Genomic DNA, 24,139 nt, shown 5'->3' with positions numbered 1-24,139 from the left:
AGCGCTATACTCCCCGGCTAAATTACGAATTCGACTAACTACAAGGACTCGCCCATGAAAGCGTTCGGCAAAATCCTGGGTCTGGTACTTCTCGGGCTGTTGCTGATCATTGTGGCGGCAGGTTTTGCCCTGACCCACCTCTTCGATCCCAACGATTACAAAGACGAGATCCGCCAGATAGCCCGCGACAAGGCCCACATCGAGCTGACGCTCAATGGCGATATCGGCTGGAGCCTGTTCCCGTGGCTTGGCCTGGAATTGCACGAGGCCAGCGTCGCCACCCTGGTCAAACCTGCCGAACCGTTTGCCGATTTGCAGATGCTCGGCCTGTCAGTGCGGGTGCTGCCGCTGCTGCGCCGCGAAGTGCAGATGAGCGATGTGCGCGTCGAAGGCCTGAACCTGCGCCTCAACCGCGACAAGGACGGCCACGGCAACTGGGAAGACATCGGCAAGGTGCCGGCCCCGGCCGGAGCAACGCCGCCAGCCGCTACTGCAGGCCAACCGGCCAGCGAAACCCCTGTTGCGGTGGAAAAGCCACCGCAGCCGATCCGCCTCGACATCGATAGCCTGACCGTCAACAACGCCCGCGTTGAGTACAACGACGAGAAGACCGGCAAGCAGTTCAGTGCCGAGAGTATCCAGCTGAGCACCGGTCCGGTTCACGACTCGACCAATATTCCGGTGAAAGCCACCGCCTTCCTCGGCACCAACCAGCCGGTTCTGCGCGTGCGCACCGAACTCACCGGCGAGTTGCGCATCGAGCGCGCTCTGCAACGCTACAAGTTCGAGGATATGAAGCTCTCTGGCGAACTGGCTGGCGATCCGCTGCAAGGCAAGACCATGACCTTCGCTGCCCAAGGTCAATTGTTACTGGATAAAGCCGCGAACGTCGCCGAATGGACCGGCATCAAGATTTCCGCCAACCAGTTGCGCGCGCTGGGCGAACTGAAAGCCAACGACCTCGACAAGACTCCGCAGATCACCGGCGGTATCTCCATCGCCCAGTTCGATCTGGCGAAGTTCGTCGACAGCATCGGTCAGAAACTGCCGGCCATGGCCGAAGGCAGTCTGAGCAAGGTCGAACTGGTCAGCCGCGTGGCGGCCACGCCAGGCAGCGTCGCCTTCGACAACATCAACCTGAAACTCGACGACAGCAGCTTCAGCGGCCGCATCGCTGTCGAAGACTTCGCCAAGCAATCGCTGCGCGCCGTGCTCAAGGCTGACACGTTCAACGTCGACCGCTACCTGCCGCCGAAATCGGCGCAAGCCAACAGCGCCACACAAGTGCGTCAGGCCGAAGTCGCCAGCACCGAAGCCGATGCCATGGCCGGCGCTGGCTCAACGCCTCTGCCGGACAAACCGAGCAAAACCGCCTGGAGCACCGAGCGCCTGTTGCCGGTTGAACGTTTAGCCAAACTCGATATGGACGCCGACCTGACCTTCGGCCAGCTAACTCTCGACAAACTGCCAATCCAGAACGCAGCGCTCAAGGCTACCGGCCAGGGCGGCTTGCTGACCCTGACCAACCTGAGCGGCGAGTTGTACAACGGTGGCTTTGCAGCCAATGGCACCCTCGATGTGCGCCCAACCGCACCGGTACTGAACCTGCAGACCAAACTCAACCGCGTGCCTGTAGAAAAAATCCTCGAAAGCCAAGGCAAGAACCCGCCCGTCAAAGGTCTGGTGACCCTCACCAGCAACGTGACCGGCAGCGGCAATAGTCAGCAGGCATTGATCGATACGCTCAACGGCAACGCCAGTTTTGTGATCAACAATGGCGTGCTGCTCAACGCCAACCTTGAGCAGCAATTGTGCAAAGGCATCGCCACGCTTAACCGCAAAACCCTCAGCGGCGAGCCACGCGGTAAAGACACGCCGTTCCAGGAACTCAAGGGCAACCTGACCTTCCGCAACGGCATCGCCAGCAACCCGGATCTGAAAGTGCGCATCCCCGGCATGACCGTCAACGGTGATGGCGACATCGACCTGCGCGTGCTCGGCATGGACTATCGCGTCGGCATCATCGTCGAAGGCGACACCAGCGCCATGCCGGATCCAGCGTGTCAGGTCGGCGAAAAATTCGTCGGTGTCGAATGGCCGCTGCGCTGCCGTGGCCCGCTGGAGCTGGGCGCCAAGGCTTGCCGCGTCGATAATGATCGCCTCGGTCAGGTCGCGACCAAACTGGCCGGCGACAAGCTCAGTGAAAAGATCGACGAAAAACTGGGTGACAAAGTCAGCCCGGAACTGAAAAACGCATTGAAGGGGCTGTTCAAGCGATGAGAGCGGAGCAGTTTTCCACGGCGGTGCTGGATTGGTTCGACCGCCACGGCCGCCACGATTTGCCTTGGCAGCAAGACATCAACCCGTATCGGGTGTGGGTGTCAGAGATCATGTTGCAGCAAACCCAGGTCAGCACCGTGCTCAATTACTTCGACCGCTTCATGGCCGCGCTGCCGACGGTTGAAGCGCTGGCCGAAGCGCCGGAAGACGAAGTGCTGCACCTGTGGACCGGCCTCGGTTATTACACCCGAGCGCGCAATTTGCAGAAGACCGCGAAGATCATCGTCAGCCAGTACGGCGGCGAGTTTCCGCGTGACGTCGAAAAGCTCACCGATCTGCCAGGCATTGGCCTGTCCACCGCTGGCGCCATTGCGAGCATCAGCATGGGCCTGCGCGCGCCGATTCTCGACGGCAACGTCAAACGCGTGCTGGCGCGCTTTACCGCGCAAGAGGGCTACCCCGGCGAGCCGAAGGTCGCCAAACAGCTGTGGGCCAATGCTGAGCGCTTTACGCCGCACGATCGGGTCAACGCCTACACCCAGGCGATGATGGATCTCGGCGCCACACTCTGCACGCGCAGCAAGCCGAGTTGCCTGCTGTGCCCGCTGGAGCGTGGTTGCGAAGCGCACATGCTCGGCCTCGAGACCCGCTACCCGATTCCCAAGCCGCGCAAAACCATCCCGCAGAAGCGCACGCTGATGCCGATGCTCGCCAACGGCGAAGGTGCAATTCTGCTTTATCGTCGCCCTTCGAGCGGTTTGTGGGGCGGCCTGTGGAGCCTGCCGGAACTCGATGACCTCGACGATCTGCAACATCTCGCCGCTCAGCACTCGCTGACCATGGGCGAGCAGCAGGCGCTGCCAAGCCTTGTCCACACGTTCAGCCATTTCCAGCTGTCCATCGAACCCTGGCTGGTTCAGGTACAGGAGGCCGCCCATCACGTGGCCGAGGCCGACTGGCTCTGGTATAACCTCGCCACCCCGCCGCGCCTGGGCCTCGCCGCCCCGGTCAAAACCTTGCTCGAACGCGCGGCCGCCGTCTTGAATGCAGGAGAGTCGCCATGACCCGCACCGTAATGTGCCGCAAGTACAAAGAAGAATTGCCCGCGCTGGAACGCGCCCCTTTCCCGGGCGCCAAAGGTCAGGATATTTTCGACCACGTCTCGGCCAAGGCCTGGGCTGACTGGCAGAAACACCAGACCCTGCTGATCAACGAAAAGCGTCTGAACATGATGAACGCCGAAGACCGCAAATATCTTCAGGGCGAAATGGACAAGTACTTCTCCGGCGAGGAATACGCCAAGGCCGAAGGCTACGTTCCGCCTGCAGAGTAAACCCCGCAAAATCGGGGGTCGGATCGTAAGCGACGGAATTAATTTAAGAAATTTTAAAAAAGTCGTTGACGTAAATCCGAAAAACCCTTTTAATGCGCCCCGTTGCCCAGATAGCTCAGTCGGTAGAGCAGGGGATTGAAAATCCCCGTGTCGGCGGTTCGATTCCGTCTCTGGGCACCAAATACCGAAAACCCTGAATCGCAAGATTCAGGGTTTTTTTATGCCTGCGATTTGCTGAGCCACACCTCACCCCTCTCCCAGTGCTTTTGCTGGCCATTATTTTGATGTTAGGCTCCGTCAGCTTTTTACGGCAGGTCATTGCTGACTGTCGAAAATAATCGCCGCGTACTTCAGTCCTGATGACCGGCATTTAACGCATTACTCAAATAACGCACTCCGCGCCCCGGAACCCTCGGAACCTACTGAGGTTATTGCTGGCAGCAGGAGAGTTGCGTCTGCGAGCAGGATCGCTCGCAGAACCAAGCCCCCTCAGAAAGTTGTCATGGAGGACAAGACCTCAGCGCAGGTCATCTGCTGTTGTTTCAACTGTCAGGCAAGCGACAGCAAACACTGACCCGGCATTCAACACTTGTTTGAACTGTCGCGTCACAGCGCCCTGTGCCCTCGCGAAAAAATCAAACCTGTATCAACTCGCCCACGTCCGGATCTGTGCGTGCGCTCGGCACGCATTGCATCATCGAAACAGCCAACAGCTCCCACAAAAAAATACAAAGGGAGCCGATACGACAGGGATGTAAACAATGACCGAAGTCCTACAACACACTTATAAAACCGTTGAGTCTTTAGTTGAACAGGAAGTCAGAACTTTCAGTTTTGATACGCAACAAGCAACGCTGCTGCACACCTTCTCTGAAGAACTGGCAGCCATGGGCGGGCCACAAGCCGCAGGCGCAAAGTCCAAAGCCTCGCTGGCAGCGACTGAGTTGAAGTTTTCGTTTTCCAAGGATCAATGCGAACTGCTTGGCGCTTATTCCGACGGCCTGGTCTCCCTGCTGATTTTTGAGGGGATGCAAAAAGTCACCGACACCAGCCCTCCGGATGAACTGCCCGACCTGGCCGCTCTGGAGAATCGTCACGACGTACTGTGTCTGGCGGCACGTAATCAAATTCTGTTGAAACTGGTGGATAACAGCTCCTTTGCCTACGACATGGACAACGAAGGCAAACTGGTCCGTCTCGTCGCCAACTTCAAGGGCGGTGGACTGACCAAAATCAATGACGAACCGGAAATCAAAGAACTCAGCTCCCATTCCGGTCTCGCCCTCGGCCCGCACACCGAAGCGCCGTACTGGTGCGCTGTGAACGCGCAAGACGGGCATTCGCCCTCGCCATCGTCGTTGATCCTGTCGGCGCTGTGGAATCCAGGCCTGGAGCCCACCTCGGTGATTCCGTTGCCGCCCCTGCTGGACGAAATCGGCGTCACCGGATGCCTCGCACTCACAACGGGTAGCTTCCAGTTCACCCGCAGCGACTCTTTCGTCAACGGCAAGGGCGAAGACGGTCGTAATGTTTCGATTCTGGAGTTCGATGACAACGTCGGATTCGCCGCGCGATTCAACTCGTACCGTTTTTCCGTCAACGACAACGCCTCGGACTTTGTCAAAGAGGCTTATTCCGCACTTTGCCAAAGCGTGGGTAAAGCAACACCGGTTCAATACACACTGACGCAAGAGTCGGCCATGGTGATCAATAACGTCCGGGCCCTGCATTGTCGCGATGTCATCAAAGACAATCGACGTGTATTGGTGCGCATCTTCGGCCTGTCGAAGTTCTCGTCCCCAATTGTCATTTCAGACGATCCGCTGCTGATACAGGGCTGAAACTCACTGCACGCAAAGCTGTTGAATGGCCAGTCATGTAAATGCCTGGCCAATAACTATAAAAGGGAAAATGTAATGGCTTGGGATGTAATTGGCATGTTGGCGCTCGTGGCTTTTTGCGCCGGTTTTTTTGATGCGATTGCCGGGGGTGGCGGTTTGATTACTTTGCCTGCCTTGTTTCTGGCCGGCGTCGACCCGATCAGTGCGATTGCTACAAACAAGTTTCAGGCCGCGTCGGCGACTATTTCGGCCACGGTCACTTTTGCCCGCAAGGGCATGATTGAATGGCGGGAGGGGCGCTTTCTGGTTATCTGCGCATTCCTGGGGGGCGCCAGCGGGGCACTGTTGGTCAGTTCAATTGATAAGCGCTATCTGGAAGTGTGCGTGCCCGTCATGCTTATTCTGGTGGCGATCTACTTTGCGCTCTCGCCGAAACTGGCCAATGAGGATCGACGCAAACGAATCGGCATTCTGCTGTTCTCGTTCACCGTGGCACCGATCCTGGGCTTCTACGACGGTATCTTCGGTCCGGGTGTAGGTTCATTCTTCATCGTTGGTTTCGTGCTGCTTTGCGGGCTAGGCATGATGCGGGCCATGAGCTTCACCAAACTGGCCAACGCGTCGTGCAACCTGGGTTCGCTGTCAGTCTTCATCACCAAAGGCGTGATCATCTGGCCGATCGCGATTGCCATGGCGCTGGCAGCCTTCCTCGGCGCACAACTGGGCGCAAGAGCGGCGGTCCGGGTCGGCCCACGCTTGATCAAACCCATGTTGATCGTGGTCTGCTGCGCCTTGGCGATCAAACTGTTGAGCGTGGAGACCAATCCATTGCGTGTTGCAGTCCTGCACACCCTGGCGGCCCTGTGATCAATCGGTTGGCGCTGACCGGCGCGCCTCGACCTCAGTCTCGATTGCAGTTCGACGAGGCGCCAACCGGCCCTGAGTTTTTCTTTGCGCAAACCTTCGCCGGCTACCAACTGGAGGGTCGCGTATTGGCCGGCTCCGCCGCAGAAGCGTCAACGCCAAAGGTGCTGGCCATTCACGGCGCCCGCTCTGACTATTCGCGACTCAACGCCATCCTGTATCCCTTGCAGGCGCAGGGAATAGCCAGCCTGAGCTTCAATCTTTCCGGCCACGGTCCCGACACCGACGTTGCCCTTGAAGACACTTCACTGACGCACAACCTTCAGGAGGCTTTGCAGTTTGCCGGTCATCTTGGCGGCGAACTCAGCACGGTGATCGGTCACAGTCTGGGCGGTGCACTGGCGCTCAAGGTGGCGCAAGCGCATCGCGCTTCAGTCAGGCGCATCGTGCTGTTCTGTCCCGCCCTGTATGCGGAGGCAGCCTGGCAGCAACCGTTTGGATCACCCTTTAAAAACGCCATTTCGGTGCCTCACGGTTTTCTCGATTCGCCATCGCTGGATTTCCTGCGTACGTTCGACGGGAAGGTCTTGCTGGTGATCGGCGAATACGATGGCCTTCGATCAACCGCGTTTGGCGGGATTCCCGGTACGTCTGCCGGGACGCAGCAAATGGGCGCGCGCGTGATCAATAGCGCCATTCCCTATGAGGTCATCGAGGCCATTGAAAAGAGTCTGGATCCCCATCAGTTCAGAAAAATCGTACTGCCGGGGTGCGACCACGCTGTATCAACGTGGCTCAGGGAAAACCCGCCGCGCGCAGCGGAATTGGCGAGCGAGATAGCGCAGTTCATCAATACCGGAAACAGGTCCCAAGCGTCATGAATCAAAGGAAAACCCGTATCCCCCTGCCCCATCCGCCGCCCTATCGCCCAAGTCGTGTGACTTACTGGCTGACTGTTCTCGTTGCTCTGCTGATCACTTTAGCCATCGGGTTGTCGATCTGGATGCTGGTCGACAGTTGGATCAGCGGCTCTATCACCACCAATAACCGCGGCCCGCGCAGCACTTTCACCCTGGCCCAGCAACCGCAGCAGTTCTGGTTCGAGTTTGTCTGGCAGAGCGTTGGCACAGTGTTTCTGCTGGCAGTGGGTGTGTTCGGCGTGTGGATCTATCGCAAGGCTCAAGAGCCCGTGCACACGCCGAAGAGCAAGCGCCGCGCAAAGAAACCTAAAGCGTATTGATGTAATCGATCGGCAGCAGAACCGTATCCACCGCGGCATCCACTGGCAGAGATACGACGGTGATGACCGGGCAGACAATCATCATGTAACAGACGATCGCCGCCGGCATGCCATCGCTACCACCGCCACGCACACCCAGCAGGTGAAGGTTGCCATCAACCCCTCGGTAGTACTGGGCATCGGACAAACCGTCATTCAAACGCCCGATAAACGTTCCACAGCCGGTCAACTGCAATACCAGGCCGATGACACAAACAACACGCAAAATCCCTTTCAAACCAGCGCTTCCTTACATCACAAAACAGGAGGCGCGGGATTGTACCTGCGCCTCGACTTTGCAATCACATCCATCGCTATCCAGCGTCATTCCAGTGGAACACCAGATTGCGCGCCGTGCCGCTGCCAACGTCGGTCACATCATGCCGCGTTTCGCCTTTGCGCGTGGCTACCACCGTGTACTTGCCGGGTGGTAGTTGCACGTATACCAACGGGCCCGTCTGGTTGAGCGTCAATATGGTTTGCCCTGGCGACTTTTGAATCATCACATCGACATCAGCGGTGTACTCGTCTTGCGCGCCCACAGCGAACGTCATGTGCAGGTTGTAACCGCCGGTTTGTTGAATGGCCTTCGCCTCATCCTCACCAATCCCGCCGGCCAGATAAGCGATGCCGTTCTGTTGTTGCTGCTGAACTTGCACCCCGGCACTGTCGATGGGTTCAAGACTGGCTGCCTGCAACATCACCGGGAACAGCAATGCGGCGACGGCGGCGATGGGCAGCATGAATGAAAGAACGCGTTTCATGATCACGACTCCCGGGTTCTTGTAGAACCCAACCATTACTCCTTTTAGATTTTGCGTATCGGGGCGGGTTTTAGATTGTTTGGAACTTGGCGCGTGTACGAAATGGACTACAGACCATGACTCTCTGACGCATCTTTCAGCGGCAACGTCCTGCAACATCAATCCCTTCTTCCGTCCCATTTAACCGGCTCGCCCGACATACCCACGCGGCGACTCTTGGCATGCTTTGACGCCTGTATCCAACGATGTGGAAGAGCCGATGAGCCCGCTAAAACCTGCTGACACGCAAGACCCGAAAATCGATTCGTTGCTGGGGGAGCTGGGCGAACTGATTCGCCAGGCGCGGCAAAAAGTGCTGCGTGCGGTGGACACGATTCAAGTGCAGACCTGCTGGCAGATCGGCAGGCATATTGTCGAGTTTGAACAAGAGGGAGCCCAGCGTGCGGGGTATGGAAAACAGTTACTGGCGTTGTTGGCGAAGAATCTGACGGCGCAGTTTGGTAAAGGATTTGACGATCGTAATCTGCGATACATGCGCAGCTTTTATCAGTTGTTTCCAATTTGGAACGCAGTGCGTTCCGAATTGAGTTGGACCCACTATCGTCGGCTTTTGGGCGTGACCAATGAAAAAGCCCGCCACTGGTACATGGACGAATGCGCCAATCTGAACTGGTCAAGCCGCGCCCTCGACCGCCAGATCCTCACGCTCTACTACGAGCGGCTTCTCATGAGTCGCGACAAAGCCGATGTGATCGAAGAAGCCACCACCAACATCGAAGCGCTGAAATGCAACCCGCGTGAATTCATTCGCGACCCCGTCATGCTCGAATTTCTCGGTCTGCCCTCGGCAGGCAAGGTCAGGGAAAGCGGTCTCGAACAAGCTCTGATCGACCATCTGCAGGGCTTTCTGCTTGAGCTGGGCAAAGGCTTTTCCTTTGTCGCCCGCCAACAACGCATCAGTACCGACGGCGTCGATCTGTATATCGATCTGGTGTTCTACAACTACCTGCTCAAATGCTTTGTGATCATTGATCTCAAACGCGGCAAGCTCAGCGCCCGCGATGTCGGGCAGATGGACATGTATGTGCGCATGTACGACGAACTCATGCGCAGCGAGGGCGACAAGCCGACAGTCGGGATTATTCTGTCTGCCGAGAGCAACGACTCGGTGGCGCGCTACTCAATGCTCAAGGGCAATGAGCAACTGTTTGCCAGCAGTTACAAGACGATCCTGCCGAGTGAAGACGAGTTACGCGCGGAGCTCAATCGCGAGCAGGCGTTGATCGAAGAGCGCAGGCTCACTCAATCCACCGAGTAAAACTTGCGCATTGTTGCCGGGCGGCGCTGAGACTATCGTTGTCAGCTTACTCTTCAAGGTCGAGCGTCATGAGCTGTCAGGACACGCCCGCAAGGCAAGGCATGCAGTCAAGGTCGCCAACCTTGCCTGCTGAGCAAGGTGAGCCTTTCAAAGAAGCTGCCGCCGACGGTTTTGCACTTGGCGGTTTCACCTGGCGTCAGTTCTTGCCTGATAGCCAACGCCCGGTAGTGATCATCAGCGCCGCCACGTCGGTACGTTGCCGCCACTACTCGCGTTTCGCGGCTTATCTGTTCGCCAACGATTTCGACGTGATGACCTACGACTACCGCGGCATCGGCGAATCACGATCCGCGTCGATCAAAGGCTTGAACGCCTCGTGGACAGATTGGGGCGCACTGGATTTCGAAGCGATGCTCAAACGCGCGCAACGAGAGTTTCCCGGTCAGCCGATTGATGTGGTCGGCCACAGCTTCGGCGGTTGCGCGGCAGGTCTGGGCGAATCCGGGCGGGTTATCCGACGGCTGGTCACCGTCGGTGCGCAGTTCGCCTACTGGCGCGATTACGCGCCCGAACATCGCTGGCGCATGTTCGGTAAATGGCATGTGGTGATGCCGTTGCTGACGCTGTTCTGCGGCTTCTTCCCCGGCAAGCGACTCGGCTGGCTGGAAGATACGCCGACCGGCGTTGTACGCGACTGGAGCACGCCTGCCGCGCGTTACGAACAGCGCCCAAGTGGTCGCGCGCTGATGAAAAAGACCGGCGCCCTGCCCTTCGCCAATGTCCGCGCGCAGACTCTGGCCATCAGCATCAGCGACGATCCCTACGGCACCATTCCAGCCATCGAACGCCTGCTCGGCTACTTCAGCAACGCGACAAAAACCCACCTGCGCATCGAACCGCAGGACATCGGCGAACAACAAGTCGGACATTTCGCCTTTTTTCGCAGCGCATACCAAGCCACACTATGGCCCATCGCTCTGACCTGGCTGCAAACCGGCGCACTGGCCCCCGACACACCCGGGCGGCAAGTCCCGCGCAGCTGAGCCCTCTCAACGCACGACGGAACACATCATGGCCTCCGCCAACAAGCAGCAGAAACGCGCCACCCGGGCCAAAGCCAAGGCCAAGCAAAACCGCACCAAACGCGCTGAAACGCCGGTCGAACTGGACCCGAACGACGACCGCATCGACTTCGAATCGGTGGACCTGACCGAGCTGTTCAAGAAAATGATCGACGCCGAGAAGATCAGCCAGCAAGCGCTGTGCAGCGCATTCCTCGAAGACCCGCTGCTGGAGCTGGTCTACGAACAGGAAGGCGAAGAAGGCGCGATGGATTTCATCCTCGCCGCACTGATCGAGTATCGCCAGTGGTCGCAGGAAACCGACGAGGCCGGCGCGCTGGCGTGGATCGAATCCCCGGCCTTCCAGGCCGACTATGTAGCGGCGTCCGACGCGATCGCCGCGCAAACCCAACAGAAGAACTGAGTTCCCATGGCATCCCTGAACAAGCAACAGAAACGCGCCAAACGCGCCAAGGCCAAAGCCAAGCAAATCCGTATGGTCGGCCGCAAGCCGCTGGAGCAGGACGAAGACCTCGACCACCTCGCCGAGCCGATCCCGGAATACACCCTGGCGATGTTCAGCAAAATGCGCGACGCCGAAGCCATCAGCCGCAACGAGATGCTGCTGACCCTGCTGCGCGAACTGGCGTTCGTCATCGTTGACCATCCAGAGTTGCTGGACATGGAAAACGCCGACAACGAAGGCATGGCCGCCACTCACCTGGCCGCCGACATGCTGATCGACTACCGCATGTGGTCCGAAGGCGTAACCATCGAAGAGGCCCAGGCCTGGCTGAGCGAACCGCAGTTCATCACCGATTTCGGGGTTGCGCTGGATGCTTATGGCAAGTCGGTGGAAGCACAGGAAGAAAAGAGCGAATAAACATCGCTCACAAACAAAAACGGCCGCTTGTCATCACTGACAGCGGCCGTTTTGCATTACGCGTAACGGATCAGTTCAACACCACCGCGCCACGTTTTTCCAGCTTGCGACGGCGTGCTACCAACAAACCGGCTGCCACCACCATCAGACTCAGCAAACCAGTCGCGAGGATCTCTACGCGATGCGCTTCCTGGAACAGCATGATGGTCAGGGCCGCGACGATGAAGATGATCACCGCGTAGGTCAGGCCTGGGAACAGCCACATGCTGAAAACGATTTTCTCGCCGCGCGCCATGCGTTGTTTACGCATACGCAGTTGCGAGAACGCGATCACCAGGTACACCAACAGGGCGATCGCACCGGAGCTGGCCAACAGGAATTCGAATACCGCCGCCGGGGCCACGTAGTTGGCGAAGGTGCACAGGAATGCCGCGCCGGTGGACAGCATTACGGCCCAGTAAGGCGTACCGCTTTTGTTCACCCGCGTCGCCATGGCCGGTGCATCGCCACGCTTGCCGAGGGAGAAGAGCATGCGCGACGAGGTGTACAGCGCCGAGTTCAGGCAGCTGGTCACCGCGACCAGTACCACGATGTCGACGATCATCTTGGCGTTCGGGATGCCCATGCGCTCAAGCACGGTCTGGTAGGAGCCGAGGTTGGCCAGCGTAGGATCGTTCCATGGCACCAGGGCCACAACGATGAAAATCGATACGAGGTAGAACAAACCGATCCGCCAGATCACCGAATTGGTGGCCTTGGAGATTTGTTTGCCCGGGTTCTTCGATTCCGCGGCCGCGATGGTCACGATTTCGGTACCCATAAAGGAGAACATCGTGGTCAGAATCGCGCCCAGTACCGCGCCCATGCCGTTTGGCAGGAAGCCGCCGCTGTCGAACAGGTGCGAAACGCCGCTGACCTGACTGTTCGGCAGGAAGCCGAAGATCGCCGCCAGACCGAGGATGATGAAGCCGATGATCGCCAGCACTTTGATCAGCGCGAACCAGAATTCGAACTCGCCGTAATTCTTTACGCTGAACAGGTTGGTGACAGTCAACAACAGGGTGATGACCAGCGCGAACGCCCAGATGCCGACATCAGGGAACCATGCGTGCAGGATGGTTGCGGCGGCGTTGGCTTCCAGTGGAATCACCAAGACCCAGAACCACCAGTACAACCAGCCGATGGTGAAACCGGCCCAGTGCCCGATGGCACGGTCGGCGTACGTCGAGAACGAACCGGTGTCCGGCGAGGCAACAGCCATTTCGCCGAGCATGCGCATCACCAACACCACCAGGGTACCGGCGGCGGCATAAGCCAGCAGCACGGCAGGGCCGGCGGCAGCGATGGCGTGGCCGGAGCCAACGAACAGACCGGCGCCGATTACACCGGCGATCGACAACATGGTCACATGACGCGGTTTGAGCCCCTGTTCGAGGCCATTGGAGCTTGGGGTACTGCTCATCGAAACTACCTTTGCGAGGAAAGCGATTCAGTCCGTCCTGCCTGGTGTGTTCTTTCTCGTAAAAAGAAACCAACAGGGCGTTCCGGATTCTGCACGCAATAAATGCGCCAAAATGTTTCAAAGTCTTCTGGCTCGGGGCTTTGCGCACGACCGGACAGTCATCGCAAGTCCTTGAGATTAATGGCTATTCGCCAGAGCGTTACCCTGCGACTCACTTTCAAGACGAATTGGCGCACCAGAAACACACTGAAAAAGTGTGTGATGCACAATAAAAGGGCGAATCAGGAACGTTCGGCCGGATAGCGCTTCCAACACCCCGCCAAAGCTGGCAACATCGCGCCTTTTTTTACGCGACACCCACGGGTTTGCACGATCAAACACCCGTTCGGTTGTTGATGGGGCGACAGTCTGCTGTGCCGATGCGACAACCTGCCACATGCCACCCGTTAACCGCTCGTAGCGCTGTTGGCTGCCATTGAAACGCTATGCTAGCTTGGCCGCCTCGCCAGGAAGGCCATCCAACAGCTGGAGCGCAACATATATGAGGAACGCACATGGCTGAGGCCACGCCCGCGCTTGAAATCCGCAACTTGCACAAACGCTACGGACAGCTTGAGGTGCTCAAAGGCATCTCGCTGACCGCCCGCGACGGCGATGTGATCTCGATCCTCGGTTCCTCCGGTTCCGGCAAGTCCACGTTCCTGCGTTGCATCAACCTGTTGGAGAACCCGCACCAGGGCCAGATTCTGGTGGCCGGTGAAGAACTCAAGCTCAAGGCCGCCAAGAATGGCGAACTGGTTGCCGCCGATGGCAAACAGATCAACCGTCTGCGCTCCGAGATAGGTTTTGTGTTTCAAAACTTTAATCTGTGGCCGCATATGAGCATCCTCGACAACATCATCGAGGCACCGCGTCGCGTGCTCGGCCAGAGCAAAGCCGAGGCGATCGAAGTCGCCGAAGCGCTGCTGGCCAAGGTCGGCATCGCCGACAAGCGCCACGCCTACCCGGCGCAATTGTCCGGCGGTCAGCAACAGCGCGCGGCGATTGCCCGCACGCTGGCAATGCAACCGAAGGTGATCCTGTTCGACGAACCCACCTCGGCGCTTGACCCGGAAATGGTTCAGGAAGTACTTAGTGTCATCCGCGCATTGGCCGAAGAAGGCCGCACCATGCTGCTCGTGACCCACGAAATGGGCTTCGCCCGTCAGGTCTCCAGCGAAGTGGTGTTCCTTCACCAAGGCCTTATAGAAGAGCAAGGGTCGCCTCAGCAGGTGTTCGAAAACCCGCTTTCGGCGCGCTGCAAACAATTCATGTCCAGCAACCGCTAACGGAGCAACATGCATGCAGAATTTCAAGAAGGTCTTCCTGGCCGCCGCTGTCACCCTCGCGTTCAGCGCCGGTGCCATGGCTGAAACCCTGAAGATGGGCATCGAAGCGGCTTACCCGCCGTTCAACAATAAAGATGCCAGCGGTAACGTGGTCGGCTTCGACAAAGACATCGGCGACGCGCTGTGCGCGAAGATGAAAGTCGAATGCACCGTAGTCACTTCCGACTGGGACGGCATCATCCCGGCCCTGAACGCGAAGAAGTTCGACTTCCTGATCTCCTCGCTGTCGATTACCGAAGAGCGCAAAGGCGCGGTGGACTTCACCAACCCGTACTACTCGAACAAGCTGCAGTTCATCGCACCGAAAAACGTCGACTTCAAAACCGACAAGGACTCGCTGAAAGGCAAGACCATCGGTACCCAGCGTGCGACCCTGGCCGGTACCTGGCTGGAAGACACCTACGCCGACGACATCAAAGTCAGCCTCTACGACACCCAGGAAAACGCCTACCTCGACCTGACATCAGGTCGTGTCGACGCGATCCTCGCTGACAAGTACGCCAACTATGACTGGCTGAAAAGCGACGCCGGCAAGAACTACGAGTTCAAAGGCGACCCGGTCGTAGAAAGCGACAAGATCGGCATCGCTGTGCGTAAGGGCGATCCACTGCGTGAGAAGCTCAACGCCGCGCTGAAGGAAATCGTCGCCGACGGTACCTACAAAAAGATCAACGACAAGTACTTCCCGTTCAGCATCTACTGATCCTGACCTGTGGGACCGGCGCCGTGATTGCACGGCGCCGGCTCCCGACTTTGCCTGCCGCAATTTGAACAGAACTCCATGATTATCGACCTCTACGGATTCGGCCCGGCCCTCGCTGCCGGCGCGCTGATGACCGTCCAACTGGCTCTCACGGCCCTGTGCCTGGGACTGGTGCTCGGTCTGCTCGGCGCCTTGGCCAAGACTTCCCCGTACAAGCCGCTGCAATGGCTTGGCGGCACTTATTCGACCCTGGTGCGTGGCGTCCCGGAATTGCTCTGGGTGCTGTTGATCTACTTCGGTACGGTCAACCTTATGCGCGCCCTCGGTGAGTTCTTCGGCAACCCCGACCTGCAACTCAACGCTTTCGCCGCTGGCGTGATCGCCCTGGGCCTGTGCTTCGGCGCCTACGCCACGGAAGTGTTCCGTGGTGCAATCCTCGCCATTCCCAAAGGCCACCGTGAGGCCGGCCAGGCCCTGGGCCTGTCGAAATGGCGGATCTTCACCCGGCTGATCATGCCGCAGATGTGGCGCATCGCCCTGCCCGGCCTGGGCAATTTGTTCATGATCCTGATGAAAGACACCGCGCTGGTCTCGGTCATTGGCCTGGAAGAAATCATGCGCCACGCACAAATCGGCGTGACCGTGTCGAAACAACCGTTCACCTTCTATATGGTCGCCGCGATCATGTATTTGGGCCTGACCGTGCTGGCGATGACCGGCATGCACTTCCTGGAAAAACGCGCCGCTCGCGGCTTTGCGAGGAGCGCTTAATGAACTGGGAAGTGATCATCAAGTGGCTGCCGAAACTGGCGCAGGGCGCAACCTTGACCCTGGAACTGGTGGCCATCGCCGTGATTGCCGGCCTGCTGCTGGCGATTCCGCTGGGCATCGCCCGCTCTTCGAAGCTGTGGTACGTGCGTTCGCTGCCCTACGCTTACATCTTCTTTTTCCGTGGCACGCCGCTGCTGGTGCAGCTGTTCCTGGTTTATTACGGCCTGGCGCAGTTCGACGCGGTGCGTGAAAGCGCGTTGTGGCCGTACCTGCGCGATCCGTTCTGGTGTGCGACCGTGACCATGACGCTGCACACGGCGGCGTACATCGCCGAGATCCTGCGCGGGGCGATTCAGGCGATTCCGCCGGGCGAGATCGAAGCGGCGCGAGCCCTGGGCATGTCGAAGCCGAAAGCGATGTTCTACATCATCCTGCCGCGTGCCGCGCGCATCGGCCTGCCGGCCTACAGCAACGAAGTGATCCTGATGCTCAAGGCCAGTGCGCTGGCCAGCACCGTGACCTTGCTGGAACTGACCGGCATGGCGCGCACGATCATTGCCCGCACCTACTTGCCGGTGGAGATCTTCTTCGCTGCTGGCGTGTTCTATCTGCTGATGGCTTACGTGCTGGTCCGTGGCTTCAAGCTGCTGGAGCGCTGGCTGCGCGTCGATGCCTGCCAAGGGCGTTGATTCTTCCTACGTGCTGACGGGCGAGGACTTACTCGCCCGCTTCACGGCGCTGGATGCTTTTCTGACAACGCATCAGGCGTTATGGAAACCTCGGCCGTTCACTCACCGTTCTCTTGCCTGGGAAGCGTCCTGCCCGGAGTTAGCCTTGTGGCTACGCGGGCGCACTCTGGAAGACGCGGAAAACGCTCACAACCAACCCGCTGATCTTGTCGATGCGCCGGAGCCGTTTGCTTCATTGGCGGCGTTGTCGGCTGAGCTGAGCGCGGTCGGTGAGTTGCCGGGACATGCGCTGAAAGCTGCGGGCCATCGACTGAATGTCGATGTGCCGGGGCGCAAGTGGCAGCAGATCGAGGCGTTTGCCAGTCGATTGTCCTTTGCTTCGCAGCCAACGCACTGGCTGGATTGGTGCTCGGGCAAGGGTCATTTGGGGCGGCGCTTGTTGGGTTTGGGGCAGCAACTGACTTGCGTTGAATACGATCCGCTTTTGGTCGCCAGCGGTCAGGCATTGAGTCAGCGTCATCACCTCCATGCCTTGCACGTGGAACAGGATGTACTGGCGGCGAATGCCTCTGCCGTGTTGAGCGCGACTCATACGCCCGTCGCCCTCCACGCGTGTGGCGATCTACATGTTCGGCTGATGCAACTGGCCAGTGCTGCAGGTTGCCAGCAAATGGCGATCGCGCCCTGCTGCTACAACCGCATCAGTTGCAGCGAATATCAGCCGTTGTCCCACGCCGGACTGGCATCGCTCCTACAGCTCTCAGTCGAAGATCTGGCGCTGCCAATGAGCGAAACCGTCACCGCCGGAGCCCGCGTCCGACGTCAGCGTGACACCTCAATGGCCCGTCGCCTGGCCTTCGACCTGCTGCAACGGCAAGTGCGCGGCGTCGACGAATACCTGCCAACGCCCTCCCTGCCCAGCGCCTGGCTGGACAGACCGTTCGCTGAATACTGTCGCGATCTCGCAGCGCTAAAAGAGTTATCCACAATCGGCTCGCCAGATTGGCCCGCACTCGAAGCAGCCGGTTGGCTGCGGTTGGCCGAAGTTCGCAACCTGGAATTGCTTCGCGGATTGTTCCGACGGCCACTTGAGCTTTGGCTGAATCTGGATCGGGCACTTTTCCTCGCAGAACAGGGATACGTCGTACGCCTCGGCACTTTCTGCGAGGCCCCCCTCACACCACGTAACCTGCTGCTGTTGGCCGAACGCGAATAATTCATCGACTTCCTGTGGATAACTCTGTTGATGAATTCTTCGTGGATCCAATATCCATGCCTGTTTCGAGCCCTTAACAGCACTGGTCATTTTTTGTTCACATTGATAAAAAACCAATAAAACAGGGATTTGCGAACAAAATGAGAACGCGTCCACAAATAACTGCCTAAGCATGGTCTCGTGCCAGCCCGTTGTGCATAAGCCGTCAATCAAAACGACATAACCGCCGAAATTCACCGGTCCGAAGCGAATAATTGCGGCGCATCGCCAGCCTTGCTATACAAGTCCACAGCGTGCCGCCAGCGCGTCTCCAAACAAGAACAATCAGACCGACAGGAAGCGCCCGTGACGTTCATTTCTTATGCGCAAAATTTTGAAGACGTCCGCTTGTGGCGCGCGCTTAAACAGTTCGAGCACGGTTTCTACATCGACGTCGGCGCCAACGACCCCAGCCACGACTCTGTCACCAGAGCCTTCTACGACCACGGCTGGCACGGCGTTAATGTCGAGCCGATGCAAAACTACTACGACGCGCTCTGCCAACAACGCCCGCGCGACGCCACCGTCCAATGCATCGCCAGCGACCAACCCGGCGAAACGACCTTCTACGGCATTCCCGGCACAGGCCTCTCCACCGCCGACCCAGCCGTCGCCCAGCAACGCAAAGACCTCGGCATGAACGTGCAGAGCCTCACGGTCAAGGCTCGCACGCTGACCTCGATCTGCGAACAATACGCCGCCGACCGCCCGATCCATTTCCTCAAAATCGACGTGGAAGGCCACGAAGAAACCGTTCTGCGTGGCATGGACTTCAGTCGCTTCCGCCCTTGGGTCATCGTCGTCGAAACCCCATGGCTGCGCGATCACACGTGGGAACACCTGATCACCGACGCAGGCTATCAATCGATCCTGTTCGACGGCCTCAACACCTGGTTCCTCGCCGACGAACACCACAACCTCAAACCCGCGTTCGACATCCCGCCGTGCAACCTCGACAACTTCCAATTATGCAAAGGCCACGCCTTCGCTCACCCGATCAGCGCCAGCGAAGTCGACACCGCCCAACAACTGGCCAACGCTCTGCAACGCGCCGAACAGGCCGAAGCGCAACTGGCGGCCCTGCAAAACAGCCGCACATTGAAGGCGCTGCAAACGCTGCGAAATGTGCTGCGCAGGGCTTGATTTGCAAAGATGCAAAAATAGTAAGAATTCAGGGGTTTACAGAAATTATCCAGTCGCTATAATCGTCGCCCACACGCCGGTATAGCTCAGTTGGTAGAGCAACTGACTTGTAATCAGTAGGTCCCGGGTTCGACTCCTGGTGCCGGCACCATATTCAAAGCCCCGCAATGCGGGGCTTTGTCGTTTCTGGGCTAAAAAACACCCCGCGTCAAATCGTGAAAACGTCCACAAAGTGTCCACACTTCATTTTTTAAACCAGTTCCAAGGCGCTAATTTGCTCCCCCGCTTGGTGGACGTGAGCTCGCGACCAATGCTGAGAATCCTCTCCAAAATATCCGCCGCGTCTTTAAAATCTTCCGAGTCGGATGATCCGCGATAGAGGATACCGCCGGGAGTGATATCGGCCACGACGCTATCCGCCAATTGATAAAAACGAACTATTTGAGTTGCCTCATGCGCGCACATACTGCCTAACTTCGACACGTTGGCTTGATATACAGCGTTGTAAGGTCTCGTGATATTGGCCGAAAACTCATAATTAAAGTCCTCCCGCTGCTCGTCACTCCATCCAGCTATTTCCTTCTCCGCATCTCGTAGCCCTTCTAGGTATCCACGAATCTCAATTAGCTCCACAAGTATTGCTACCTCAACCAGCAAAGCAGCACGGACACTTTTCCGCTCCCTCCTCACTTGACTGTGCCAAACCCACACTGGCCCAGCCACAGCCGTACACCCCGTCACCACGGCGACGAACACAGCTGTCCAGTTAGTCGTAGCAAGCGACTGCACCACTGGAGCCCAATCAATTCCCTCAGTCATTCCCCTTCCCCCTTACCAACCCCACCAAACGAAAGCGGATTCAAATTCACCACCTCAGCCAAATGCCCCGGACTAAAGTGCGCATATCCAACTCCGCCAACAAAGGCGGAATCTGCTCAGCATCGAGATAAGCCATCTCAGTCTCGTCGTACTTCAACGCCCGAACCTTCCCGACAGGATTCTCCCCCTTCCACTCGCCCATCCGTGCCGCGTTCCGCGAGAGCACGCCAAGCGATTATCAACCGACTCTGACGTATCCCCAGTCGCGTTTTTCCTTCAGCCGTTTAGGCGAGGAGTTGCACGCACAGTTTGCGGGTATTGAATCGCTTGAGTTTAGCGCCAGCGACATCCTGTCAGAGCTGAATATCCCGCGTATCAAACGGCTGAGGGTGACGCTCGATGCTTAAGCTCAAATTGCCGTTCTGGCTTGAGGGTGCAGAGCTGACAAAGCTCAAGGCCGCCGCACAGTCGTGGTGGGAAAAGGTTGAACAGTGGTCGCACTGGCCATTGCTGCAATTGGACCCCAAAACCTGTACCGCCTACGGGTGAAGTTCGCTTTCATCAACTCCGTGGATGCCGGTTCTACCGCCGGCCTGATGCGCATCTTACGGCGTCTCGGCATCGGCTATGTCGAGATCGAAGAACGCTTACCAGATCGGGACTGGGACATTATTCAGCTCAATCTGAGTGACTCCCAGCTCTCGGACAATCCCGACCTGTTACGCGTGATCGTTCAGCAGTACGGCCGCACGTGCCGGCGCTATGACTTCGTGACCATCACCCCCGTGAGCCTTCAGGTGGTCATGGTCGACTTCAACGACGACCAGCAAACGCTGATTGCTAGCCTTTAGGAGATTCGATGGCTGGAAGTATTACCACCGCCGGTGAACGTTTGATTGCCGAAAAACAAGCTGCTCACGAAGTCCTCAAGGTAGAGCGGTTCGCTATTGGATGTGTGCCTGACCTTGATCCCGATGCGCCCGTGGACCGCGATGCACCCAAGCCCCCGACCGAGCAAATCGTTCACGTTCAGCGCTATACGCAGAAGGGCTTTGTGAGCCCCAACCAGGTGGTCTACAGCCTGATGATGGGGAGCGATATCGGCGACTTTGACTGGAACTGGATCGGTCTGGAAACCGAAGAAAATGTACTGTTGATGGTCGCCCACGTGCCCTTGCAACAGAAGCGCAAAAACGTCACCCCGCACCAGATCGGCAACAACGTGACGCGCAACCTGATGCTGAAGTTCGACGGTGCCCAAGCGCTCACCAATGTGACCATCGAAGCCAGCACCTGGCAGCACGATTTTACCCTTCGCTTGCACGACATCGATGAACGCGAGTGCTTGGCCAATCGCGATGTGTTCGGCCGTGCCTTCTTTTCCAGCAACGGCCTGCGACTGGTCCTGGTGTGGGGTGGGTATGAGCTCATGCCGGGACTAGCCTTCATCGAAGGCATCCGAGTCGAGCTGGCCACACGTATACCCATCACACCACCGGCACTACCGGCCAAGGTGTGGGTGGACGTGGCAATGATGCGCAAAGACAACAGCTTTACGGCAGACGTGTCTGTCCAATGGGGCGAAGTTCTAAACGACTACCGAGACAGCGCCGGTGCCCAGCACTACTTGATACCCATCGCCAGCCTATCCAGCACCGGCCTGATCCATGACCGACGAAACACCGAAGTCATCGACCAACCACTAATCCAGCACTTCGCCGCCCGTGACGGTGACTACTACGACCTTCGCGCCAGAGCGACCACCAAAGAAGATGTGGATCTGGATCAGATCCCCAATGCCATTAGCGATTATCCGTGGGAAAACGACAGTGAAATTCTCCCCACAACCAAAGCCCTGACGGTTCTTGCGGCCGACATTCAAAAATCCTTCGTAGGAATGGTCGCCGCGTTCGACATGCACTACGCGCCTGAAGGCTGGTTAAAGCGTAACGGCGCGAACGTGTCGCGCGACATTTACGAAGATCTTTTTGCAGTCTTAGGCACCCGTTATGGCGCAGGCGATGGCCGAACCACCTTTAACGTCGGCGACAGCCGTGGCCTGTTCATTCGAGCATTGGACAACGGCGCCGGGCGCGATCCTAAACGTGGGCTGGGCACGCTTCAACAAACTCAAAACCTTTCCCACATCCACACCGCCGTCGCCTCTGCAGTCGATAACCACATTCATAGCGCGTCCACCGATGCCCAAGGTAACCACTTGCACAGCGCATGGACGGACTCACAAGGACATCACAGTCACACCATCGACCTTGGTCGTGGTGAAGAGGACGGTCGCGGCGGCGGCATCGGTGGGGTTCACCGCGGCAGCGCTGACAGCACCTCGGGCGCAGGTGCACATACCCACAACGTCGGCATCGGTCACGCGGGCTCACATGGCCACACCGTACATATCGGCGTGGCCGGTGCGCACAACCACGCCATCACTGTGCACGCCGCGGGGGGTAACGAGTCACGACCGATCAACCAGGCCTTGCTGGTCTGTATCAAATACTGAGAGTGAACAATGACTCAAAAAATCGTCTATCAGACCGACCACCTGGGCTTGTACGTCGGCGAGACAGAAGCCGATGAGTCCCCTCTAGAGCCAGGTGAATTTTTAATCCCCGGCGGCTGCGTGGAAGACCCACCCACTGACGCCGGCCTTTGCGATGACTTCCGCCCGCGTTACGCCGTTGACCTGCAAGTACTTGCCCATGACGGCGAGCCAGATCCGCACCTGCCGCCCCTACTGGGTGTCGCGTTACCGGTCATGGGCGGCGGCGATGCAAGCGCACCGAGTAGCTGACGTTCTTTGGGAGTGGGAGGGTGTTGTCGATTTGACGCAATTACCCGTCGTGGTGCCAAAGAATGATCAGGACGCCATCGATGACTGCACACCTCCACCCGACTATTCCAATCTCGGGAATGATGCGCCCGTGCAACGCTACGTTCTTCGTGCCGAATTCCCGCGTGATCGCAAAGTGAGAGCAGCAGTACTCGCTCGCACCGATAAGTGCGAACGACAGGGGTGTTTAAACATGCGCGCCTACGACGCCTTTCTGGATGTCCATCACATTCTTGGTATAAGAATGGGGGACCAGGTCTGGAACTGCGTGGCTCTCTGCCCAAACTGTCATCGCGACGCACACTTTTCGCCAGAAGCTGACCGCATCAACTTAGAGCTACAGCGATACGCCGCACGATTCCAAGAAACCGGAAGCTGACCGTAGCACCTCAGGGATTGGCAGCGGATCGAACCACCGCGCTACGCATATTCAACCCGCTGGATCTGCCAAGGTGGGTGTCAATTTGCGGCTACCGCAGCAGATTCACTACAGCCGATCTTCTGAGGAAGACGCCCTTTTTCCAGCTTCAGCTGTGTTTGGGCTTCCAGCGGCAACCCAATCCACATCTTCAGTCCGGAGCGCTCTTCGATCTCGGCGACGGTGACTTGAAAGTCACAGAAGCTGGCGGCGCGCGGCGTGCTTTGTTCCATGATGAAGGCTGCATATTGACCATTGGCAGGTGTTGATCCTGTGAAAATGATCTTCCAATACCCACTCGGAATTTTATGAACCTTTGTGGTTCCTGGCAGCGATCCAATGTTCTTCTCATAGAGTGGCCCGGTTGCCACGTACACCGCGTCAACGTCCGCAGCTTTGCTCAGACTCCGCTCTTGATCCTCAAGACGAGCCCACGCGCCCTGGTTGAGATCCGCTTTTTGCGGTGTGATGTTGGAAAGGTAGTTCAGGGTTTGCTACCGCCGAGTGGGCATCCAACAGAGCAGTTGTCGATTGCTGATGGCGTCGGTTGCTGGATGTGGTCCGGTGTCTCGGGGACGTGCGATGAGGGTGGTGTCGTGCAGGCTGCTATCAGCGGGATGATGAGGAGTGAAGCGAATTTGATTTTCCGCATGAATGGCATGAGCTTCTTCGAAAAATGGCGCGGCAGCTTAATGCTCGGAGTATGGCCCGTACAGATTGCTCGTCTTTCAAACCATTTCTAAGACATCATTCATCCGCTGATGTGCTGCACCGATGCTCGCCAAACCAACGAAACCTCGGCCAAACACAATAGCGTTTCTATGTATAAGTCATCCGATTTCTGGTGTTCGCACCATTATCTTTCCGAAAGCAGAAATACAACGTTTTGATGTTTTAGGCACATGTGCCTAGTTGGCCAATACCGTTCGTCGGATTTTCCGCAATATAGGAGAAATAATAAAGTTTTGTATACCTATATGTTGGCAAAACCGCAAAACCCGTCCAGCCCAAGCGGGCTAGGCG

Annotated in this window: 23 protein-coding genes, 2 tRNA genes and 3 pseudogenes; 23 read left to right on the top strand and 5 right to left on the bottom strand. The window is 57.9% G+C overall.

Annotated features, from left to right (window positions below; genetic code table 11):
- Positions 1-54: 54 nt before the first annotated feature.
- The 8 genes from ACZZ0A_RS27385 to ACZZ0A_RS27350 all read left to right on the top strand — a co-directional run bounded on the left by ACZZ0A_RS27385 (position 55) and on the right by ACZZ0A_RS27350 (position 7,558).
- Complete coding sequence (locus tag ACZZ0A_RS27385) at positions 55-2,280, top strand: AsmA family protein (protein WP_463543983.1); 2,226 nt, start codon at positions 55-57, stop codon at positions 2,278-2,280.
- Positions 2,277-3,344, top strand: a complete 1,068-nt coding sequence (mutY, locus tag ACZZ0A_RS27380; RefSeq protein WP_095113961.1) for an A/G-specific adenine glycosylase — start codon at positions 2,277-2,279, stop codon at positions 3,342-3,344. Before ACZZ0A_RS27385 ends, mutY begins: the two co-directional genes overlap by 4 nt.
- Complete coding sequence (locus ACZZ0A_RS27375; protein ID WP_016772129.1) at positions 3,341-3,613, top strand: oxidative damage protection protein; 273 nt, start codon at positions 3,341-3,343, stop codon at positions 3,611-3,613. The genes mutY and ACZZ0A_RS27375 overlap by 4 nt, the downstream gene beginning before the upstream one ends.
- A gap of 104 nt (positions 3,614-3,717) precedes the next feature.
- Positions 3,718-3,793: transfer RNA gene (locus tag ACZZ0A_RS27370), tRNA-Phe, on the top strand.
- 581 nt (positions 3,794-4,374) lie between these two features.
- Positions 4,375-5,454 carry a hypothetical protein gene (locus ACZZ0A_RS27365; RefSeq protein ID WP_095113960.1) on the top strand — a complete coding sequence of 360 codons (1,080 nt, stop codon included), beginning with the start codon at positions 4,375-4,377 and terminating at the stop codon, positions 5,452-5,454.
- A 75-nt stretch (positions 5,455-5,529) separates the two neighbouring features.
- Positions 5,530-6,321: a TSUP family transporter gene (locus tag ACZZ0A_RS27360; RefSeq protein ID WP_007909181.1), complete on the top strand. Its 792-nt coding sequence runs from the start codon at positions 5,530-5,532 to the stop codon at positions 6,319-6,321.
- Positions 6,318-7,199, top strand: coding sequence for an alpha/beta hydrolase (locus ACZZ0A_RS27355; protein ID WP_463543982.1), 882 nt, complete (start codon positions 6,318-6,320; stop codon positions 7,197-7,199). The genes ACZZ0A_RS27360 and ACZZ0A_RS27355 overlap by 4 nt, the downstream gene beginning before the upstream one ends.
- The gene (locus tag ACZZ0A_RS27350; RefSeq protein WP_463543981.1) at positions 7,196-7,558 is read left to right on the top strand and encodes a hypothetical protein; all 363 of its coding nucleotides are present in this window, start codon (positions 7,196-7,198) and stop codon (positions 7,556-7,558) included. Before ACZZ0A_RS27355 ends, ACZZ0A_RS27350 begins: the two co-directional genes overlap by 4 nt.
- On the opposite strand, the gene ACZZ0A_RS27345 is transcribed toward ACZZ0A_RS27350, so the two are convergent.
- Together ACZZ0A_RS27345 and ACZZ0A_RS27340 are read right to left on the bottom strand one after the other, a co-directional pair.
- The gene (locus ACZZ0A_RS27345; RefSeq protein WP_414895001.1) at positions 7,545-7,835 is read right to left on the bottom strand and encodes a YceK/YidQ family lipoprotein; all 291 of its coding nucleotides are present in this window, start codon (positions 7,833-7,835) and stop codon (positions 7,545-7,547) included. The two genes, ACZZ0A_RS27350 and ACZZ0A_RS27345, sit on opposite strands and share 14 nt — an antisense overlap.
- A gap of 76 nt (positions 7,836-7,911) precedes the next feature.
- Positions 7,912-8,361, bottom strand: a complete 450-nt coding sequence (locus tag ACZZ0A_RS27340; RefSeq protein ID WP_007909173.1) for a hypothetical protein — start codon at positions 8,359-8,361, stop codon at positions 7,912-7,914.
- 259 nt (positions 8,362-8,620) lie between these two features.
- Here ACZZ0A_RS27340 and ACZZ0A_RS27335 point away from each other — a divergent pair, with 259 nt between their 5' ends.
- From ACZZ0A_RS27335 to ACZZ0A_RS27320, 4 genes are all read left to right on the top strand, one after another.
- A complete protein-coding gene (locus ACZZ0A_RS27335; RefSeq protein WP_007909172.1) occupies positions 8,621-9,679 on the top strand; it encodes a PDDEXK nuclease domain-containing protein in 1,059 nt (352 codons plus the stop codon).
- A gap of 68 nt (positions 9,680-9,747) precedes the next feature.
- On the top strand, positions 9,748-10,722 hold the full coding sequence (locus ACZZ0A_RS27330) for an alpha/beta hydrolase family protein (protein ID WP_095113958.1): 975 nt from the start codon (positions 9,748-9,750) through the stop codon (positions 10,720-10,722).
- 28 nt (positions 10,723-10,750) lie between these two features.
- Complete coding sequence (locus tag ACZZ0A_RS27325) at positions 10,751-11,164, top strand: hypothetical protein (RefSeq protein ID WP_007909170.1); 414 nt, start codon at positions 10,751-10,753, stop codon at positions 11,162-11,164.
- Between the two features lie 6 nt (positions 11,165-11,170).
- Positions 11,171-11,623 (top strand): hypothetical protein, encoded by a 453-nt coding sequence (locus ACZZ0A_RS27320; protein WP_463543980.1) that lies wholly within the window; start codon positions 11,171-11,173, stop codon positions 11,621-11,623.
- Positions 11,624-11,693: 70 nt separating this feature from the next.
- On the opposite strand, the gene gabP is transcribed toward ACZZ0A_RS27320, so the two are convergent.
- Positions 11,694-13,085, bottom strand: coding sequence for a GABA permease (gene gabP / locus ACZZ0A_RS27315; RefSeq protein ID WP_007909168.1), 1,392 nt, complete (start codon positions 13,083-13,085; stop codon positions 11,694-11,696).
- Positions 13,086-13,639: 554 nt separating this feature from the next.
- Between gabP and ACZZ0A_RS27310 the strand changes: the two genes are divergently transcribed.
- The 7 genes from ACZZ0A_RS27310 to ACZZ0A_RS27280 all read left to right on the top strand — a co-directional run bounded on the left by ACZZ0A_RS27310 (position 13,640) and on the right by ACZZ0A_RS27280 (position 19,185).
- On the top strand, positions 13,640-14,413 hold the full coding sequence (locus tag ACZZ0A_RS27310) for an ABC transporter ATP-binding protein (RefSeq protein ID WP_007909167.1): 774 nt from the start codon (positions 13,640-13,642) through the stop codon (positions 14,411-14,413).
- 13 nt (positions 14,414-14,426) lie between these two features.
- Positions 14,427-15,176, top strand: coding sequence for an ABC transporter substrate-binding protein (locus ACZZ0A_RS27305; RefSeq protein ID WP_007909166.1), 750 nt, complete (start codon positions 14,427-14,429; stop codon positions 15,174-15,176).
- 78 nt (positions 15,177-15,254) lie between these two features.
- Entirely contained in the window at positions 15,255-15,947 is a 693-nt protein-coding gene (locus ACZZ0A_RS27300) for an ABC transporter permease (RefSeq protein WP_007909165.1), read from the top strand.
- On the top strand, positions 15,947-16,636 hold the full coding sequence (locus tag ACZZ0A_RS27295) for an ABC transporter permease (RefSeq protein WP_007909164.1): 690 nt from the start codon (positions 15,947-15,949) through the stop codon (positions 16,634-16,636). The genes ACZZ0A_RS27300 and ACZZ0A_RS27295 overlap by 1 nt, the downstream gene beginning before the upstream one ends.
- On the top strand, positions 16,617-17,852 hold the full coding sequence (locus ACZZ0A_RS27290) for a methyltransferase (protein ID WP_007950151.1): 1,236 nt from the start codon (positions 16,617-16,619) through the stop codon (positions 17,850-17,852). Before ACZZ0A_RS27295 ends, ACZZ0A_RS27290 begins: the two co-directional genes overlap by 20 nt.
- A gap of 345 nt (positions 17,853-18,197) precedes the next feature.
- Positions 18,198-19,034, top strand: coding sequence for an FkbM family methyltransferase (locus ACZZ0A_RS27285; RefSeq protein WP_095113954.1), 837 nt, complete (start codon positions 18,198-18,200; stop codon positions 19,032-19,034).
- A 75-nt stretch (positions 19,035-19,109) separates the two neighbouring features.
- A tRNA-Thr gene (locus ACZZ0A_RS27280) sits at positions 19,110-19,185 on the top strand.
- Positions 19,186-19,277: 92 nt separating this feature from the next.
- Here ACZZ0A_RS27280 and ACZZ0A_RS27275 read toward each other — a convergent pair.
- Complete coding sequence (locus ACZZ0A_RS27275) at positions 19,278-19,853, bottom strand: hypothetical protein (protein ID WP_463543979.1); 576 nt, start codon at positions 19,851-19,853, stop codon at positions 19,278-19,280.
- Positions 19,854-20,053: 200 nt separating this feature from the next.
- On the opposite strand from ACZZ0A_RS27275, the pseudogene ACZZ0A_RS27270 reads away from it, so the two are divergent.
- From ACZZ0A_RS27270 to ACZZ0A_RS27255, 4 genes and pseudogenes are all read left to right on the top strand, one after another.
- Positions 20,054-20,260: pseudogene (locus ACZZ0A_RS27270) on the top strand (baseplate J/gp47 family protein); the annotation flags it as partial.
- A pseudogene (locus ACZZ0A_RS27265) lies at positions 20,253-20,704 on the top strand (phage tail protein). The pseudogenes ACZZ0A_RS27270 and ACZZ0A_RS27265, both read left to right, overlap by 8 nt.
- 8 nt (positions 20,705-20,712) lie before the next feature.
- Complete coding sequence (locus ACZZ0A_RS27260; RefSeq protein ID WP_463543978.1) at positions 20,713-22,368, top strand: phage tail-collar fiber domain-containing protein; 1,656 nt, start codon at positions 20,713-20,715, stop codon at positions 22,366-22,368.
- A gap of 9 nt (positions 22,369-22,377) precedes the next feature.
- Positions 22,378-22,638, top strand: a pseudogene (locus ACZZ0A_RS27255) (hypothetical protein); the annotation flags it as partial.
- A gap of 519 nt (positions 22,639-23,157) precedes the next feature.
- On the opposite strand, the gene ACZZ0A_RS27250 reads toward ACZZ0A_RS27255, so the two are convergent.
- Positions 23,158-23,586, bottom strand: a complete 429-nt coding sequence (locus ACZZ0A_RS27250) for a DNA/RNA non-specific endonuclease (RefSeq protein WP_463544118.1) — start codon at positions 23,584-23,586, stop codon at positions 23,158-23,160.
- Positions 23,587-24,139 lie beyond the last annotated feature (553 nt).

The organism is Pseudomonas sp. AC242, from assembly GCF_979258655.1.
This window is presented reverse-complemented; position numbering and strand designations above follow the sequence as displayed.